We start from the raw sequence: 14,373 nt of genomic DNA, 5'->3' as shown, positions 1-14,373 counted from the left end.
GAGCCCCGCATGGCCGTCTATACCGACATCAACGATGAGGAGCTCGCCCTCCTGCTCGCCGACTTCGACCTCGGGACCGCCGTGGCGTTCAAGGGCGTCGCCGAGGGGGTGGAGAACTCCAACTTCATGCTGGAGACGACGGTCGGGCGCTATTTCCTGACCGTCTACGAGAAGCGCATGAAGGCGGAAGAACTGCCGTTCTTCCTGGACCTGATGCGCTGGCTGGCCGAGCACGACTACCCGTGCGCCGCCCCGGTCGCCGACCGCAACGGCGAGACCATCAAGCACGTCCGTGGCAAGCTGGCCGCCATCATCGAATTTCTGCCCGGCCTATCGGTCCGCCGCCCCACCGCCGCCCACTGCCGCGAGGCCGGCCACGGCTTGGCGCGGCTGCATCTGGCCGCCCAGGGTTTCCCCGGCACGCGAGCGCCCGCCCTGGGCCAGGCGGCCTGGGCGCCGCTGTTCGCCACCCTCAAGGCCGACGCCGAGGCCCTGAAGCCCGGCCTCGCCGCCACCATCGGGGCGGACCTGGACCGGCTGGCCAAGGCCTGGCCGAAAGGTTTGCCGCAGGGGATCATCCACGAGGACTACTTCCCCGATAACGTCTTCTTCTCAGGGGGTAGGTTCGCCGGGGCCATCGACTTCTATTTCGCCTGCGTCGACACCCTGGCCTACGACATCGCCGTGGCCCTGAACGCCTGGTGCTTCGAGGCCGACGGCAGTTTCAACATCACCAGCGCCCGGGCCCTGGTGGCGGGCTACGAGACCCACCGGCCGCTGAGCGCCGCCGAGCGTCAGGCCCTGCCGGTCCTGGCCCATGGCGCGGCGATGCGGTTCTTCCTGACCCGGCTCGAGGCCTGGGGCTCGACCCCGGCCGGCGCCCTGGTGCGCCCCAAGGACCCGCTGGAGTATGAGCGCAAGCTGGCGGTTCACCGCGAGGCGCCCGACCTCGTCCTCTTCGGAGATCAGGCGTGAGCGAGAGCAAGGTGGTGATCTATACCGACGGCGCCTGCTCGGGGAATCCGGGGCCCGGCGGCTGGGGCGCGGTGCTGATCTCCGGCGGCCACCGCAAGGACATCTGCGGCGGGGAGCCTGACACCACCAACAACCGCATGGAGATGATGGCGGCGATCCAGGCGCTGGAGGCCCTCACCAAGCCCTGCGTCGTCGAACTGCACACCGACAGCACCTACGTCATGAAGGGCATCTCGGAGTGGATCCACGGCTGGAAGAAGCGCGGCTGGAAGACCGCCGACAAGAAGCCGGTGAAGAACGAGGACCTGTGGCGCCGGCTCGACACCGCCCGTGACCGCCACACGGTCGACTGGCGCTGGGTCAAGGGCCACGCCGGCCACGAACTAAACGAGCACGCCGACTTCCTGGCGGGCAAGGGGCTGAAGGAAGCCCTGATGAAAGCGCGGGCCTAGAGCCGGCTGGCTTCTCTCGAAGCCTGAATCCGGCTCTATAACTTTGAAATTAGATCACGATTCAACGCTCAGACGATTCCATCTGAGCGCATCGTGATCTAGCGCGTCAGGCTCAAGTGGAGGCCGGTTCACCCGCCCGACGCGCATTGTTGCAGGCGCCTATTGAAGCTGGAGCAGCGTCCACCCATATCGTTCAACAGTGAACGTTATGGAGGCGCGGATGCCGACGCCAACCCCTCGCCACACACCCGCCGTGCAGGATCAGCCCTATGTGGAGGTCTTCACGGAGATCGGCGCCATTGAGCACTATCTGCGCGCGGCGGTGACCAAGCACCTGCCCGAGGGTATGACCCACGCGCAGTTCGAGATGCTGCAATGGTTCCTGCGCTACGGCGATGGCCAGACCCCGGCCGAACTCGCCCGCTTGATGCTGCTGACCAAGGGCGCCATCACCAACATCCTCCACAAGCTGGAGAAGATGGGCTTTGTGGTGGTGCTCGCCGACTGTGACGACGGCCGCAAGAAGCGTGTGAAAATCACCCGTGCCGGACTCGAGGCCTCCAACGCCATCATGAAGGACATGAAGGCCAAGACCGAGGCCCTGCGCGAGGGCTTCACCGATGACGAGTTCCGCGCGGTGACGCCGTTCCTCAAGGCTCTGCGGGTCTTCCTGTCGGAAATCAGCGAGCTGGGCGCACCCGCAGCCGCGCCCCGCTGACGCCGGTCACCTCCACCGGGCCGCCGGAGGTGAGGATCGCGTCGTCATCCAGTTCGGCCGCCCACTCCTTGCCGTCGATGAACACCCGGCCCGAACGGTCACGGAAATCGGCGACCGCCTTGCCGTGATGGCCCACCAGCCGGGCGTTGTTGTCGTTGATGTCCTCGGCGTCGCCCGGCTGCCGGGACGGCCAGAAGCGGCGCGCCATCAGGGTGGTGACGATGGTCAGGCCGGCATAGAGGCCGACCGCCCCGACCCAGCCCAGCTGCGGGAACAGCAGGGCCGCCACGGCGACGGCCGCGGCGCTGGCCGCCGGCCACAGCAGCCAGCCGGACCCGGTCGAGACCTCGGTCGCCAGGATCAGGGCGCCGATGGCGGCCCAGACCCAGAAGGGATTTTCCATCACCAGTTGGATCAGGCCCTCCATCCGATCAGCTCCCCGCCCTGGGAACCGCCGTGGCGCGGGGCGCGGGCGGACGCGGCGGCGGGCTGTCGGACGAGATCGACTTCACCAGCTCGCCGATCCCGGCGATGGAGCCCACCAGCGAGCCCATGTCGGCGGGCACGATGACGGTCTTCTGCTGCGGGCTTTCGGCCAGCTTGGCGAAGGCCTCGACGTATTTCAGGGCGACGAAGTAGTTGATGGCGTTGACGTCGCCGCTGGCGATGGCGTCGGACACCAGCTTGGTGGCCTCGGCCTCCGCGCCCGCCGCCCGTTCGCGGGCCTCGGCGTCGCGGAAGGCCGCCTCGCGGCGGCCCTCGGCCTGCAGGATGGCGGCCTGCTTGGCGCCCTCGGCCACGGTGATGGCCGCCTGCTTCTCGCCGTCAGCCTCGGTGATCACCGCCCGGCGTTCGCGCTCGGCCTTCATCTGACGCGCCATGGCGTTGGTGATGTCCGGCGGCGGCTGCAGGTCCTTGATCTCGATGCGCGCCACCTTCACGCCCCAGGGGCTGGTGGCCTGGTCGATGACGTCCAGCAGGCGGGTGTTGATCTGGTCGCGCTGGCTCAGCACCTCGTCCAGCTCCATGTTGCCCACCACGGTGCGCAGGTTGGTCATGGTCAGCTGGGTGATGGCGTAGTCGAGATTGGTCACCCGGTAGGCGGCGGCGGCGGCGTCCATCACCTGGATGAAGACGATGGCGTCCACCTGGACCGAGACGTTGTCCTTGGTGATCACGTCCTGGCGCGGCACGTCCAGCACCTGCTCCATCATGTTGATGCGCCGGCCCACGCCCTCGACGAAGGGGGTGAGGAAGGAGATGCCGGGCTTGAGGGTGCGGGTGTAGCGGCCGAACCGCTCCACCGTGTACTCGCGCCCCTGGGGCACGATCTTTATGGCGCCCAGCACAATGACCAGGGCCAGGATGAGGAAGGCGATAGACGCGATGGTCGCGGCGGCCATGACGAGATCTCCCGACTGTACGTCCGGGGAGTTTAGCGCGGAGCTTGTTCGCCTGTCGCGTTCATCTCGAAGATGGTGGGCAGCGGCTCGCGCTCGGTCTTGATCATCACCTTGGCCAGGCGCTTGGAGATATCCAGCCCGTGGTTGGCGGCGGCCAGTTCGGCGCGGCGGCTGGCCGGGGTGCAGGCCTGGAATTCGCTCTGGCGGGAGGCGAAGCCGGTGTTGAAGCTTTCCTTCAGCCGGCCGTCGAGGGCCGCATCAGGCTTCTCGTTGCTGACCAGGTTCATCATCCGCGTGCGCCAGTATTGATCCTCGGGGCCCGCGCAGGCCTGACGCAGGGCGTGGCTCTCCCCCAGCACATAGGCCAGGTCCACAAGGTTTTGGCGCAGGGCCGGGCTGCGATCCTGGGCGACGACCGGGAAGGCCACGGCGCTGAGCGCGAGGATGAGCAGCAGACGGCGCATGGGCTCATCTAAGGGAAGATCGACGATTTTGTCATCCCGTCGCGCGCACAAGGCGAGCGCCATTCTCCTGCCGCCGGATGCGCGGAAAACGGCTAAATCCCGGTCGAGTCGATCCAAGGACCTGTCATGCGCACCGCCCTCCTCGCCACCGCCATCGCCGCCCTGGCGGTCGCCGCCCACGCCGCAACGCCGGCCAAGCCCGCGGGGCCCTTCGATGTGCGCGATCCTGCGGCCCTGATCACCCTGCTGAAGACGATGGACGCCAAGGCGCAGATCGCCAGGACGGAGGCCACTGTGGTCTTTCTCAACGTCACCACGCCGGGCGGCGACTTCGGCGCCCAGTACGTCGACTGCGACGCCAGGGGGAAGGCCTGCCGCGCCCTGATCTTCTCCACCGCCTTCTCGACCAAGGGCGTGTCGCTTGGCCAGATCAACAGCTTCAACAAGGATCAGGTCGCCTGCCGCGCCTTCCTCGCCGACGACGGCAAGCCCAACGTCGCCTACGCCACCCTGGTGAACCTGCGGATGACCGCCGAGGAGGTGAAGCAGCACGTGGGCGTCTGGCAGGGGTGCCTCGGGAACTTCGGCGCGTTCACAAAGACGGTGGGGGACTGAGGGGCTAGGCTCCCTCCAATTCCTCGACCACCGCCCAGGCCGCCGTCGACAGCCGTGCGGCCAGGAAGTCGTACAGCACCCGCACCCGCGCCGGCCGCAGCCGTCCTGGCGGCGAGACCAGGTGCAGGGCGATGGGTGGGGTCCGCCACTCGCACATCACCGACTCTATGGATCCGTCCGCCAGCTCGGGCCAGACGATGAATTCCGGCTGCAGGGCCAGGCCCATCCCCTCGCGTAGGGCCGGGATCAGGGCGTCAGCATTGTTGACCTTCAGCGGGCCGGAAACCGTCACCGACTGCGTGCCCTGCGTCGGGTGGACGAAGGTCCAGACCTCCGGCGTCAGGACGTAGGCGTAGGTCAGGGCCTTGTGGAACAGCAGGTCGCGGGGATGCTCGGGCCGCCCGTGCTGGGCCAGATAGGCCGGCGATCCCACAAGCACCAGCCGCACGCCGCACAGCTTGCGCGACAGCAGCGAGGAGTCGGCCAGGTTGCCGATCCGTAGGCCCAGGTCGAAGCCCTCCCCCACCAGGTCCACCTTCTGGTCACTGAGGCTGAGGTCGATGGAGACCTCCGGATACAGCCGCAGGAACTCCGGCAGCAGGGGCGCCAGGTGCCGCGTGCCGAAAGACATCGGCGCGGCCAGCCGCACCAAGCCCTGGGGCGTCGCCGACTGGGCGGCGGCCTCGGCCTCCACCGCCTCCCCCTCGGCCAGGATGCGGGACGCGCGCTCCAGGGCCGTGCGGCCGCTCTCGGTCAGGGCCAGCTTGCGCGAGGTCCGGTGGAACAGGGTCGTCCCCAGCCGCTGCTCCAGCCGTGACACGGCCTTGGAGACCGTGGCCTTCGAAAGCTCCAGTTCCGTGGCGGCGCGGGAGAAGGCGCCGGTCTCGGCCACCTTGGCGAACACCGCCCAGGCCTCGAAGTCGGGAAGTTTAGCCATGACGATTCCTGAAACGATTTGTTTCCATCGTTTCTATTTCAGAATGCCCAGGGATGGCTACCTTGATCTCGACAGCGACGCGGCCGACGCGTTCCTCACCAGACACAGGAGACCTCGAGATGATCGAACGCAGATCCTTTGACTCGCTCGGCGGCGCCAACCACGGCTGGCTCGACGCCAAGCACCACTTCTCCTTCGCCGAGTACCACGATCCCAAGCGCATGGGCTGGGGCCCGCTGCGGGTCTGGAACGACGACAAGATCGCGCCCAACTCCGGCTTCCCGCCGCACCCCCACGCGAACATGGAGATCATCACCTATGTCCGCACCGGGGCCATCACCCACAAGGACAGCCTGGGCAACGAAGGCCGCACCGAGGCCGGCGACGTCCAGGTGATGAGCGCGGGGTCGGGCATCCGCCACGCCGAGTTCAACCTGGAGAACGAACCCACCACCCTGTTCCAGATCTGGATCCAGCCCAACAAGACCGGCGGAGCCCCCAGCTGGGGCGCCAAGCCCTTCCCCAAGGGTGATCGGGCCGGAAAGTTCGTGACCCTGGCCAGCGGCGTCGAAGGCGACACCGATGTCCTGCCGATCCGCACCAACGGCCGCGTCGTGGCCGCCACCCTGAAGGCCGGCGAGACCGCCGAGTACCAGCTGGGCGCCGACCGCTTCGGCTACCTGGTGCCCGCCACCGGCTCGGTGGAGGTCAACGGCGTCACGCTGCAGGCCCGCGACGGCGCCGCCATCCGCGATGAGGCCACGGTCCGCGTCACCGCCCTGGAGGACGCCGAACTCGTCCTCGTCGACGCAGCCTAGATCCTTCCCGCCCCGGTGAAAACCGGGGCGGCCCCTCCCCTTCCTCTCCCCAGGAACATCGCCATGACCAAGGTCCTCGTCCTCTATCACTCCGCCTACGGGCACATCGAAACCATGGCCAAGGCCGTGGCCGAAGGCGCCCGCGAGGCCGGCGCCACGGTGGACATCAAGCGCGTCCCCGAGACCGTGCCGGAAGAGATCGCCAAGGGCGCCCACTTCAAGCTCGACCAGGAAGCCCCCATCGCCAGGATCGAGGACCTGGCCAATTACGACGCCATCATCATCGGCGCCGGCACCCGGTTTGGCCGCATGCCCTCTCAGATGGCGGCCTTCCTCGACCAGGCCGGCGGCCTGTGGGCCAAGGGCGCCCTGCACGGCAAGGTCGGCGGCGCCTTCACCTCGACGGCCACCCAGCACGGCGGCCAGGAGACCACCCTGTTCTCGATCATCACCAACCTGCTGCACTTCGGCATGGTGATCGTCGGCCTCGACTACGGCCACGCCGGCCAGATGACCGTCGATGAGATCACCGGCGGCAGCCCCTACGGAGCTTCCACCATCGCCGGCGGCGACGGTTCGCGTCAGCCCAGCGAGAACGAACTCACCGGCGCCCGCTATCAGGGCCGCAAGATCGCCCAGACCGCCGCCAAGCTGGCGGCCTGACCGACAGGCCGTCGTTCCGACCTCCCCCGGGAGGATGACGGCCCCCGCCGCCCAGGCTGACCCCCAGCCCGGCGGCCCGCGAGGGGTGGAGGCGCGCGCACACACCCGCGCCTCCACCCTGATCGCAGTCTGCGATGACCTTTGGAGTCCAGCCCGCGATCCAGCCCCGGATCAGGGACGTTGTCGAAGTCGTGGGCGAAGCGCGGCGCGCCCAGGAAGTCGTAGATCAGGTCCATGACCTTGGCCGGCGCGGCCAGCAGGTCATAGTCCACCAGCAGCAGGCTGGACGCGTGCTCGCCATAGACCGCCTCCTTCAGCCTAGGATCGATGCTCGCCGGATTTCGGAAACCCTGGGTATATCTCGGGCGCGGCTGCGGGGGGCGTTCGGTCGCGTCAGGCAACGGTTCGGCTGGGTCTGGAAGGCGAGGCCAAACCGCATGGTCAGGACACGGGCCTGACCTCACGTCCTCCCCACGACGGGCGCGTGAAAATCAGGCGGTGACCTTCACCAGCCTACTCGCCCGGCTGAGCGCGGTCTCGGCCTCTGAGATCAGGTTGGCCACGATCTGCGCCGCCGGCAGCACCTCGTGGATGCCCCCCGCCGACTGGCCCATGGCGAAGCAGGACTTGTCAGGGTCGAGGCCCTCGATCTGGCCGCCGATGCCGCCCATGACGCCGGCCTGGCTCGACAGCATGGCCTGCATGGGGAAGGGCTGGATGTCCTGGGGACGGGTTTCCCAGTCCTCGACATAGGGGTTCTTGCGCACCCGCATCGGCTTGCCGGAATAGGACCGCGTGCGGACGGTGTCCTCGTCGGCGGCTTCCACGATAGTCTGGCGGTAGAGCTCGCCGGCATGGGCCTCGTCGCTGGCGATGAAGCGGGTGCCCATCCAGACGCCGACCGCGCCCAGGGTCAGGGCCGCGGCCAGGCCACGGCCGTCATAGAGGCCGCCGGCCGCCACGACCGGGATTTTCACGGCCTCCACCGCCTGGGCCACCAGGGGCATGGTGCCCACCAGGCCGGTATGGCCGCCGCCCTCGCCGCCCTGGCAGATCACCGCGTCACAGCCGGCCTGCTCGGCCTTCACCGCGTGCTTCACCGCCCCGCAGACCACCATGACCGTCAGGCCGGCCTTCTTCAGCTTCTCCATGATCGGCATGGGCACGCCCAGCCCGGCCACGAAGCTGGAGGCGCCCTCCTCGATGATGATCTCCACCGAGGCCGTCAGGCTCTCAGGCGAGGCCGCCAGCAGGTCGACGCCGAAGGGCTTGTCGGTCAGGCTTTTGACCTTGCGCATCTCGTCGCGGATGAACTCCGGCGATCGGCCGGCCATGCCCAGCACGCCATAGCCCCCGGCATTGGAGACCGCGGCCACCAGCTCGGCATAGGAGACGCCCCCCATGCCGGCCAGCATGATTGGATGCTTGACCCCCAGGAGGTCGCAAAGTGGGGTGTGCAGGGTCATGGCGTCTTCTCCCGAAATCTCGTTGATCGCAGGATGGCGCCGCAGCGTTGCGAAGGAAACCATGACCCTGGGTCAGGCTCGGAGCAGGGCGCTCAGCCGGTCCACATATCGCCGCGCCCAGCCGCTGAAGGTCTTGCCAGCCGTCCAGTCGGCGCGCTGCGGCGGGCGGGTGAAGTATTCCCAGAGCAGCAGGCGCTCATAGACCACGTACAAAGGCGCGCGGGATTGCGCGTCCAGGCCGCCGCCGCCCGCCCCACGATAGGCCCCGATCAGGGCCGCCGTCAGGGCCGGGTCCTGGTCCAGATAGTTGGCGGCCTGACGGCAGAGGTCGGCCTCGCCGCCGCCGAAGGTCGAGGTCATCAGGTCCACGACGCCGGTGATCGCCCAGGCGCCGTCGCGCCGCTCAGCCAGCACATTGTTGAGGCTGAAATCATTGTGCAGATATACGGAAGGCTCGGCGTCGCGCGCGGAGGCGGCCTGGTCCAATACGCCTTCGATCCAGGCGTGGTCCTCGGCGGTCAGCGAGCCGGAGACGTCCGCGTCGGCGATCAGCTTTCGCACCTCGCCGACCAGATGCCCGATGTGACCGCCCTCGAACGGCACGACGCCACCCGCGGCGAGGTCGAAATCGCCCGCCGCCGCCCAGGTCAGGGCCTGCAGCGCCGCCAGGGTCTCACCCTGGGCGCGGGCGATCTGCAGCCGGTCGTCCATCGACAAGGCTGCGATCACCTGCGGGTCGGCCAGAGCCAATCCCGGCAGGCGCGGCGCGAGGATGTAGGGCCAGCCGAAGGTCTCCGGCGAAGTCTCCAGCCATTGCGGCCAGGCGACCGGCGCGGTGGTGTGCTCCGCCAACAGACGCGCGAAGAACACCTCCTTGGCGAACTGCCAGTCGCCGTGCTGAGCGCCGCGGAAGATGAATTCACCGCGCGAGGTGGTCAGGAAGACGTTCTGTCCGAACAGGCCGAAGGGCACGGCGCGGGCCTGGCGAATCTCGCCCAGGCCCAGCCGGTCGAGCGCCTGCTGGAACTGGGCGTCAGAAATCTCCCCCAGGCGGGCGGAGTAGGCGCGTGGGCTCATCCGCGCCGCATCCTCAGAAGACGCCGTACCCACCGTCGATCAGGAAGCTGTCGCCGGTGTGGAAGGACGAGGCGTCCGAGGCCAGGTAGACCGCCATGCCGCCGAAGTCCGCCGGCTGGCCCCAGCGGCGGGCCGGGACCCGCTTAATCACCGCGTCGTTGAACTTGTCGTTGCCTTGCGCGCCGGCCGTCATGTCGGTGGCGATCCAGCCGGGCAGGATGGCGTTGGCCCGCACGCCGTAGCGGGCGTGCTCCACGGCGATGGCGCGAATCATGGAGATCACGGCGCCCTTGGTGGCGGCGTAGGCCTCGTTCTTCGGGGCGCCGTCGAGGGCCGACAGCGAGGAGATCACCACCAGCGAACCACCGGCCTTGTCGCCGGAGCCGGCCCGCTCGACCATGTGCTTGCAGGCCTCGCGGAAGGTGAAGAACACTCCGTCCAGGTTCACCGACAGCACCTTGCGGTACATCTCGGTGGAGAACTCCGAGAACGAGGGCGCGCCGCCGCCGATCCCGGCATTGGCGATCACCGTGTCGATGCGACCCATCTTGGCGATCGCCTGAGCCATGCCCGCCTTGACCGCATGCTCGTCGGCGACGTCCACCACCTGGGTCAGGACCCGGACCCCGACGCCCTTCAGCTTCGCCTCGGCGTCGGCGTTCTTCTTGGGGTTGGAGCCCCAGATCACCACGTCGGCGCCGGACTGGGCCAGGGCCTCGACCATGCCGAAGCCGATGCCGCCATTGCCACCGGTGACAAGGGCCACCTTGCCGGTCAGGTCGAAGGGTTTGTAGGCCATGGCGTCTGCTCCCATTTGTCTTGTTTGTTGGGAGGACAGAGGCCGGGTTGACGCCCGGTCCGTCAAGCGCCGAGGTCGCGTTGAAACCTTCGCTGGCCTCGGCGCGAACCAGGATGTGACCCGCCCTGTTGGCGGCCGGAGACACCCGATGAAGCTCGCACCTTTGTTCGCCGCCCTGCTGCTGGCCTGGCCCGCCGCCGCCGCCGCCGCCGCCGCCGCCTTTGATCCCGGCCCCGCGGTGGGGTCCAGGGTTCCGCCGATCTCGGCCCGCGACCTGGCGGGCAAGCCGGTGACCGTCGCCGGCCTGTCGGACAGGAACGGTGTGGTCCTGGTCTTCGTCCGGTCTGCGAAATGGTGCCCCTACTGCCAGAAGCAACTCATCGACCTGAAGGCCGCCAAGGCGCCCCTGGCCGAGCGCGGCTACCGGCTGGTGGCCCTCAGCTACGATTCACCCGAGGTCCTGACTCGCTTCGCCGAACAGCGGGAGATCCCCTACGCCTTCCTCTCCGATACGGGCTCAGCGACCATCGACGCCTTCAAGCTGCGCGACCCGCAGTACAAGCCCGAAAGCTTCGCCTACGGCGTGCCCGTGCCGGCGATCTTCGTCATCTCACCGCGCGGTGTCGTCCAGGCCAAGCTGGCCGAGGAAGGCTACAAGACTCGTCCGCCGGTCGACGTGGTTCTGGCGGCCGTCGATGGCCTGAAGAAATAGTCTACAGTCTGCTGGCGAAGGCCTCGACCACGGTGTTGCCGGTGGGGTCCACGACCTTGGGCCCCACCACCTGCTTGGCGAAGTCCGAGGTGATGTAGCGGAAGTCCGGCGTCTCGGCGGTGGCGGCGCCCAGGATCACCTCGGCCACCTCGGCGCCCGTCTGGCCGTATTGGGCGAAGACTCCGGTGCTGGCGCCCATGTATTTCGCGACGATGGCGTCATAGGGCGGGGCATAGGCCGAAAGGTCGCTCACCGACCGCACGCTGTTGACGAACTCGGTGTTGATGGGGCCAGGCTCGATCAGGCTGACCTGCACGCCCAGGCGCCGCGCCAGGGGCGCCAGGGACTCCATCATCCCCTCGACGGCAAACTTGGCGGCGCAGTAGGCGTCGTTGAAGGGTTGGCCGATCAGGCCGCCAACGCTGGTCACCGAGATGATCCGCCCCGAACCGCGCTCGCGCATGTGCGGGAACACCGCCTTGGTCATCCGCCAGACCCCGAAGAAATTCACCCCCATGGTCCGCTCCAGGTCGGCGTCGGTGGTCTGCTCCAGGCTGCCCAGGAAGCCGGCCCCGGCGTTGTTCACCAGGACGTCGATGCCGCCATGCTTGCGGATCACCTTCTCGACGCAGGCCTCGATGGACTTCCTCTTCTGGACGTCGAGCTTCTCCACCTTGACCTTCACCCCGGCGGCCTTGGCCTCCGCCAGCAGCGCCTTCTTCTTGGAGGTGTCGCGCATGGTGGCGATGGTCACATAGCCGGCGCGGGCGAAGGCGATGGCGGTGTGCAGGCCCACGCCCGTGGAGGTCCCGGTGATCAGCACCACCGGTCCGCTGCTGTCTTTCGCCATCTGATATCCCCCTCGGCGGCTCGGTTCGGCCACGCGGGGGGAACCCTAGCGCGGCTAGAGCAGCGCCTCCAGAGCTCTGCGCTCCTCCCCGAAGGGATCGGACTGCACGGTGGCCGCGGCGGTGTCGAACACCATGGTGTCCCGAGTGGCGGCGTCGTAGGCCGGCCAGGCCTGCAGGCCCCGGTGGTTGGGATTGCCGGTGCGGGCGAACGCGATCCAGGCGTCCATGATCTCGCCCTCCAGCCGCTCAACCTCCGGGCCCGCGCCGGCGAAATTCACCTGGCCCTCGATCTTGGTGGTGCCGAACACGAAGGGCATCTCCAGGGCGTGACAGGCGCCGAGCGCGCCGCGGCGGGCCGGGGACACATGGGTGAAGAGATAGAGCCAGGCCGGGTTGTGCGGCGTCTGGGACGCGGCGAACTTGGTCGACGCGATGCGGAACTGCAGGTCGCTGCCGATGGCGTCGATGAGGTCGAGATTGTCGGCGGGCAGGCCCTTGGTCTGGCGAGAGGCGCGGTAGACCTCGATCAGCTCGCGAGCCTGATCCTCGCTTGCCTTCGGGAGACGGACACGCACAGCGGCCGCCAGCGCCTCGTCGGTCAGCGGCTCACGCCGGCCGGGCACGAACAGCTTCACCTCGTCGCGGTTGGAGCCAATCAACAGGCCGATGTCGGCGGCTCCGCCGTCGCGAACCACCTTCATCGGGTCCTGCGGCAGGGTGGACGGATCGCGCGTCGGACCAAAGCCCATGCCAGGCCCGAAGCCGCCGGAAGCCTGAGCTTCCAGGATCTTGGCGGCGGGCAGTTCGAACAGGTCCACCACCTGGCTGCGGTCCAGCCCCAGGCACGCCAGCAGCTTGTCGGCCGCCTTGGCGGCGACCTCGGGCGCACCGGCACGGCCCACGCCACTCTGCAGGATGGCGCGCTTGAACAGCCCATTGGCCGCCGGCATGGCCACCAGGCAGGCCACCGCCGCCGACCCCGCCGACTCGCCGAAGATGGTCACCTGGTCGGGATCGCCCCCGAAGGCGGCGACATTGTCGGCCACCCACTTGAGCGCCGCCACCTGGTCCAGCAGGCCGGCGTTGCCGGGAATGCCCGCCTCGGGGATCGACAGGAAGCCCAGCGCCCCCAGGCGATAGTTCAGCGACACCACCACGACGTCGCCGCGCTCGGCCAGCGGGCCGCCGTCATAGAGCGGCTCATAGCCCGCCCCGTGGGTAAAGCCGCCGCCGTGAATCCAGACCATCACCGGCCGCTTGCCGCTGTCGGCCGCCGGGGTGAAGACGTTGAGGTTCAGGCAGTCCTCATCCTGGGGTCCGCTGGCCGCGAAGCCCGGAATGAAGTGCGCGGTCTGCAAGGCCGCATAGCCCTTCTCCGTCGCCTTGCGCACGCCCGCCCAGGCGCCGGCCGGCTTGGGCGCGCGGAACCGGGTCTGGCCGGTGGGCGCGGCGGCATAGGGGATGCCGTAGAAAGCCATGTGTCGGCCGCGCGTCAGCCCCTCGACCCAGCCGGCGTTTGTCTTGACCGTGGCGTCGAGCGTGGCGGCTTTACTCATGGCGTTCTCCCCTTCGGGAGCCATACTGCCCCCTAGAAAGAACATCCGGCGCGCCGGACGCTGCGTCAAGCGTCGGCGGTGGCCTTCGCCTTGACCAGCGGCGGCTGCGGGCGGGCGAACACCCACTCAGCCTCACTGGAGGCCTGAGGCTGAAACTTGTAGCCGTCGGTGTCGAAGGCCTTCAGGTCGGCGGCCTTGGTGATCCGGTGGTCGACCGCGTAGCGCGCCAGGGCGCCGCGGGCCCGCTTGGCGAAGAAGCTGATCACCCGGGACTCACCGTCCTTCTCTTCCACGAAGCGGACATTCACGACGGGCAGCGTCAGGGCCTTCATATCCACCACGCCGAAATATTCCTGGCTGGCGCAGTTCACCAGGGTCGGATCCCGGTGGCCGGCGGACTGTTCGTTCAGCGCCAGGGCGACCTTGTCGCCCCAGAAGGCGTAGAGGCTGGGACCGCGCTGGGTCTTCAGCCGCGTCCCCATCTCAAGTCTGTAGGCTTGGATGCCGTCGAGGGGCCGCAGCAGACCGTAAAGTCCTGACAGGATGCGGACGTGGTTCTGGGCGAAGGCCAGCGCCTTCTTGTCCAACTCACGGGCCTTGAAGCCCATATAGACGTCGCCGTTGAAGGCGAAGGCGGCCTGCAGCCCCTCCTCCATGGCCGGATCGAAGGCCTGGAAACGCTCGCGGTTCAGCTCGGCCAGATTGTCCGACAGGCTCATCAGCCGCTTCAGCTGGGCCACCGTCAGCTTGCGGGTGGTCTCCGACAGCAGGGCGATATCCTCCCCCATCTGCGGCGTGGTCATCGGCAGGGGCTTGTCCGGCGCGGCGAAGTTCATCGCCTTGGCGGGGGACAGGACAATCAGCATG

At 68.3% G+C, this 14,373-nt stretch carries 17 protein-coding genes; 7 read left to right on the top strand and 10 right to left on the bottom strand.

Annotated elements, in window-relative coordinates:
* The first annotated feature begins 9 nt into the window (after window positions 1–9).
* The 3 genes from thrB (at window position 10) to Q7J39_RS11155 (ending at window position 2,145) form a co-directional block, all read left to right on the top strand.
* Window positions 10–975 (top strand): homoserine kinase, encoded by a 966-nt coding sequence (gene thrB, locus Q7J39_RS11165; RefSeq protein ID WP_304824415.1) that lies wholly within the window; start codon window positions 10–12, stop codon window positions 973–975.
* Window positions 972–1,427, top strand: a complete 456-nt coding sequence (rnhA, locus tag Q7J39_RS11160; protein ID WP_304824412.1) for a ribonuclease HI — start codon at window positions 972–974, stop codon at window positions 1,425–1,427. The genes thrB and rnhA overlap by 4 nt, the downstream gene beginning before the upstream one ends.
* Window positions 1,428–1,647: 220 nt before the next feature.
* Window positions 1,648–2,145, top strand: coding sequence for a MarR family winged helix-turn-helix transcriptional regulator (locus Q7J39_RS11155; RefSeq protein ID WP_304824409.1), 498 nt, complete (start codon window positions 1,648–1,650; stop codon window positions 2,143–2,145).
* Here the strand turns inward: Q7J39_RS11155 and Q7J39_RS11150 are convergent.
* Genes Q7J39_RS11150 through Q7J39_RS11140 form a run of 3 tightly spaced genes read right to left on the bottom strand, consistent with a single transcriptional unit; the run spans window position 2,108 to window position 4,012 of the window.
* Window positions 2,108–2,572, bottom strand: coding sequence for an NfeD family protein (locus tag Q7J39_RS11150; protein WP_304824404.1), 465 nt, complete (start codon window positions 2,570–2,572; stop codon window positions 2,108–2,110). The two genes, Q7J39_RS11155 and Q7J39_RS11150, sit on opposite strands and share 38 nt — an antisense overlap.
* Before the next feature lie 4 nt (window positions 2,573–2,576).
* Window positions 2,577–3,548, bottom strand: a complete 972-nt coding sequence (locus Q7J39_RS11145; protein ID WP_304824401.1) for an SPFH domain-containing protein — start codon at window positions 3,546–3,548, stop codon at window positions 2,577–2,579.
* 32 nt (window positions 3,549–3,580) lie between these two features.
* On the bottom strand, window positions 3,581–4,012 hold the full coding sequence (locus Q7J39_RS11140; protein ID WP_304824398.1) for a TIGR02301 family protein: 432 nt from the start codon (window positions 4,010–4,012) through the stop codon (window positions 3,581–3,583).
* A 126-nt stretch (window positions 4,013–4,138) separates the two neighbouring features.
* Between Q7J39_RS11140 and Q7J39_RS11135 the strand changes: the two genes are divergently transcribed.
* Complete coding sequence (locus Q7J39_RS11135; RefSeq protein WP_304824395.1) at window positions 4,139–4,627, top strand: hypothetical protein; 489 nt, start codon at window positions 4,139–4,141, stop codon at window positions 4,625–4,627.
* A 4-nt stretch (window positions 4,628–4,631) separates the two neighbouring features.
* Here Q7J39_RS11135 and Q7J39_RS11130 read toward each other — a convergent pair whose 3' ends face one another.
* Window positions 4,632–5,564 carry a LysR family transcriptional regulator gene (locus Q7J39_RS11130; protein WP_304824392.1) on the bottom strand — a complete coding sequence of 311 codons (933 nt, stop codon included), beginning with the start codon at window positions 5,562–5,564 and terminating at the stop codon, window positions 4,632–4,634.
* A 119-nt stretch (window positions 5,565–5,683) separates the two neighbouring features.
* Here Q7J39_RS11130 and Q7J39_RS11125 point away from each other — a divergent pair, with 119 nt between their 5' ends.
* Window positions 5,684–6,382 (top strand): pirin family protein, encoded by a 699-nt coding sequence (locus Q7J39_RS11125; protein ID WP_304824389.1) that lies wholly within the window; start codon window positions 5,684–5,686, stop codon window positions 6,380–6,382.
* Between the two features lie 63 nt (window positions 6,383–6,445).
* Window positions 6,446–7,045, top strand: coding sequence for an NAD(P)H:quinone oxidoreductase (gene wrbA / locus Q7J39_RS11120; protein ID WP_304824386.1), 600 nt, complete (start codon window positions 6,446–6,448; stop codon window positions 7,043–7,045).
* Between the two features lie 491 nt (window positions 7,046–7,536).
* Here wrbA and Q7J39_RS11115 read toward each other — a convergent pair whose 3' ends face one another.
* The 3 genes from Q7J39_RS11115 to Q7J39_RS11105 are packed head-to-tail and all read right to left on the bottom strand — an operon-like array spanning window position 7,537 to window position 10,387.
* The gene (locus Q7J39_RS11115; RefSeq protein WP_304824383.1) at window positions 7,537–8,574 is read right to left on the bottom strand and encodes a nitronate monooxygenase family protein; all 1,038 of its coding nucleotides are present in this window, start codon (window positions 8,572–8,574) and stop codon (window positions 7,537–7,539) included.
* 9 nt (window positions 8,575–8,583) lie between these two features.
* Window positions 8,584–9,588 (bottom strand): phosphotransferase family protein, encoded by a 1,005-nt coding sequence (locus Q7J39_RS11110; protein ID WP_304824380.1) that lies wholly within the window; start codon window positions 9,586–9,588, stop codon window positions 8,584–8,586.
* Between the two features lie 13 nt (window positions 9,589–9,601).
* The gene (locus Q7J39_RS11105) at window positions 9,602–10,387 is read right to left on the bottom strand and encodes an SDR family NAD(P)-dependent oxidoreductase (protein ID WP_304824376.1); all 786 of its coding nucleotides are present in this window, start codon (window positions 10,385–10,387) and stop codon (window positions 9,602–9,604) included.
* A gap of 148 nt (window positions 10,388–10,535) precedes the next feature.
* Between Q7J39_RS11105 and Q7J39_RS11100 the strand changes: the two genes are divergently transcribed.
* On the top strand, window positions 10,536–11,099 hold the full coding sequence (locus Q7J39_RS11100; protein WP_304824373.1) for a peroxiredoxin family protein: 564 nt from the start codon (window positions 10,536–10,538) through the stop codon (window positions 11,097–11,099).
* A gap of 1 nt (window position 11,100) precedes the next feature.
* Here Q7J39_RS11100 and Q7J39_RS11095 read toward each other — a convergent pair whose 3' ends face one another.
* From Q7J39_RS11095 to yaaA, 3 genes are all read right to left on the bottom strand, one after another.
* Entirely contained in the window at window positions 11,101–11,949 is an 849-nt protein-coding gene (locus Q7J39_RS11095; RefSeq protein ID WP_304824370.1) for an SDR family oxidoreductase, read from the bottom strand.
* 54 nt (window positions 11,950–12,003) lie between these two features.
* Complete coding sequence (locus tag Q7J39_RS11090; RefSeq protein ID WP_304824368.1) at window positions 12,004–13,506, bottom strand: carboxylesterase/lipase family protein; 1,503 nt, start codon at window positions 13,504–13,506, stop codon at window positions 12,004–12,006.
* A gap of 65 nt (window positions 13,507–13,571) precedes the next feature.
* The gene (gene yaaA / locus Q7J39_RS11085; protein WP_304824365.1) at window positions 13,572–14,372 is read right to left on the bottom strand and encodes a peroxide stress protein YaaA; all 801 of its coding nucleotides are present in this window, start codon (window positions 14,370–14,372) and stop codon (window positions 13,572–13,574) included.
* Window position 14,373: the final 1 nt, after the last annotated feature.

Source organism: Phenylobacterium sp. (assembly GCF_030651185.1).
Taxonomy (GTDB): domain Bacteria; phylum Pseudomonadota; class Alphaproteobacteria; order Caulobacterales; family Caulobacteraceae; genus Phenylobacterium.
Note: the sequence above shows the minus strand (reverse complement) of the source record. Positions and strands in the feature narration are given on the sequence as shown.

Coding starts and splice junctions, on each gene's coding strand:
- thrB (WP_304824415.1), top strand. CDS start 10: ATGGCCGTCTATACCGACATCAACGATGAGGAGCTCGCCCTCCTGCTC.
- Q7J39_RS11155 (WP_304824409.1), top strand. CDS start 1,648: ATGCCGACGCCAACCCCTCGCCACACACCCGCCGTGCAGGATCAGCCC.
- Q7J39_RS11150 (WP_304824404.1), bottom strand. CDS start 2,572: ATGGAGGGCCTGATCCAACTGGTGATGGAAAATCCCTTCTGGGTCTGG.
- Q7J39_RS11145 (WP_304824401.1), bottom strand. CDS start 3,548: ATGGCCGCCGCGACCATCGCGTCTATCGCCTTCCTCATCCTGGCCCTG.
- Q7J39_RS11140 (WP_304824398.1), bottom strand. CDS start 4,012: ATGCGCCGTCTGCTGCTCATCCTCGCGCTCAGCGCCGTGGCCTTCCCG.
- Q7J39_RS11135 (WP_304824395.1), top strand. CDS start 4,139: ATGCGCACCGCCCTCCTCGCCACCGCCATCGCCGCCCTGGCGGTCGCC.
- Q7J39_RS11130 (WP_304824392.1), bottom strand. CDS start 5,564: ATGGCTAAACTTCCCGACTTCGAGGCCTGGGCGGTGTTCGCCAAGGTG.
- Q7J39_RS11125 (WP_304824389.1), top strand. CDS start 5,684: ATGATCGAACGCAGATCCTTTGACTCGCTCGGCGGCGCCAACCACGGC.
- wrbA (WP_304824386.1), top strand. CDS start 6,446: ATGACCAAGGTCCTCGTCCTCTATCACTCCGCCTACGGGCACATCGAA.
- Q7J39_RS11115 (WP_304824383.1), bottom strand. CDS start 8,574: ATGGTTTCCTTCGCAACGCTGCGGCGCCATCCTGCGATCAACGAGATT.
- Q7J39_RS11110 (WP_304824380.1), bottom strand. CDS start 9,588: ATGAGCCCACGCGCCTACTCCGCCCGCCTGGGGGAGATTTCTGACGCC.
- Q7J39_RS11105 (WP_304824376.1), bottom strand. CDS start 10,387: ATGGCCTACAAACCCTTCGACCTGACCGGCAAGGTGGCCCTTGTCACC.
- Q7J39_RS11100 (WP_304824373.1), top strand. CDS start 10,536: ATGAAGCTCGCACCTTTGTTCGCCGCCCTGCTGCTGGCCTGGCCCGCC.
- Q7J39_RS11095 (WP_304824370.1), bottom strand. CDS start 11,949: ATGGCGAAAGACAGCAGCGGACCGGTGGTGCTGATCACCGGGACCTCC.
- Q7J39_RS11090 (WP_304824368.1), bottom strand. CDS start 13,506: ATGAGTAAAGCCGCCACGCTCGACGCCACGGTCAAGACAAACGCCGGC.
- yaaA (WP_304824365.1), bottom strand. CDS start 14,372: ATGCTGATTGTCCTGTCCCCCGCCAAGGCGATGAACTTCGCCGCGCCG.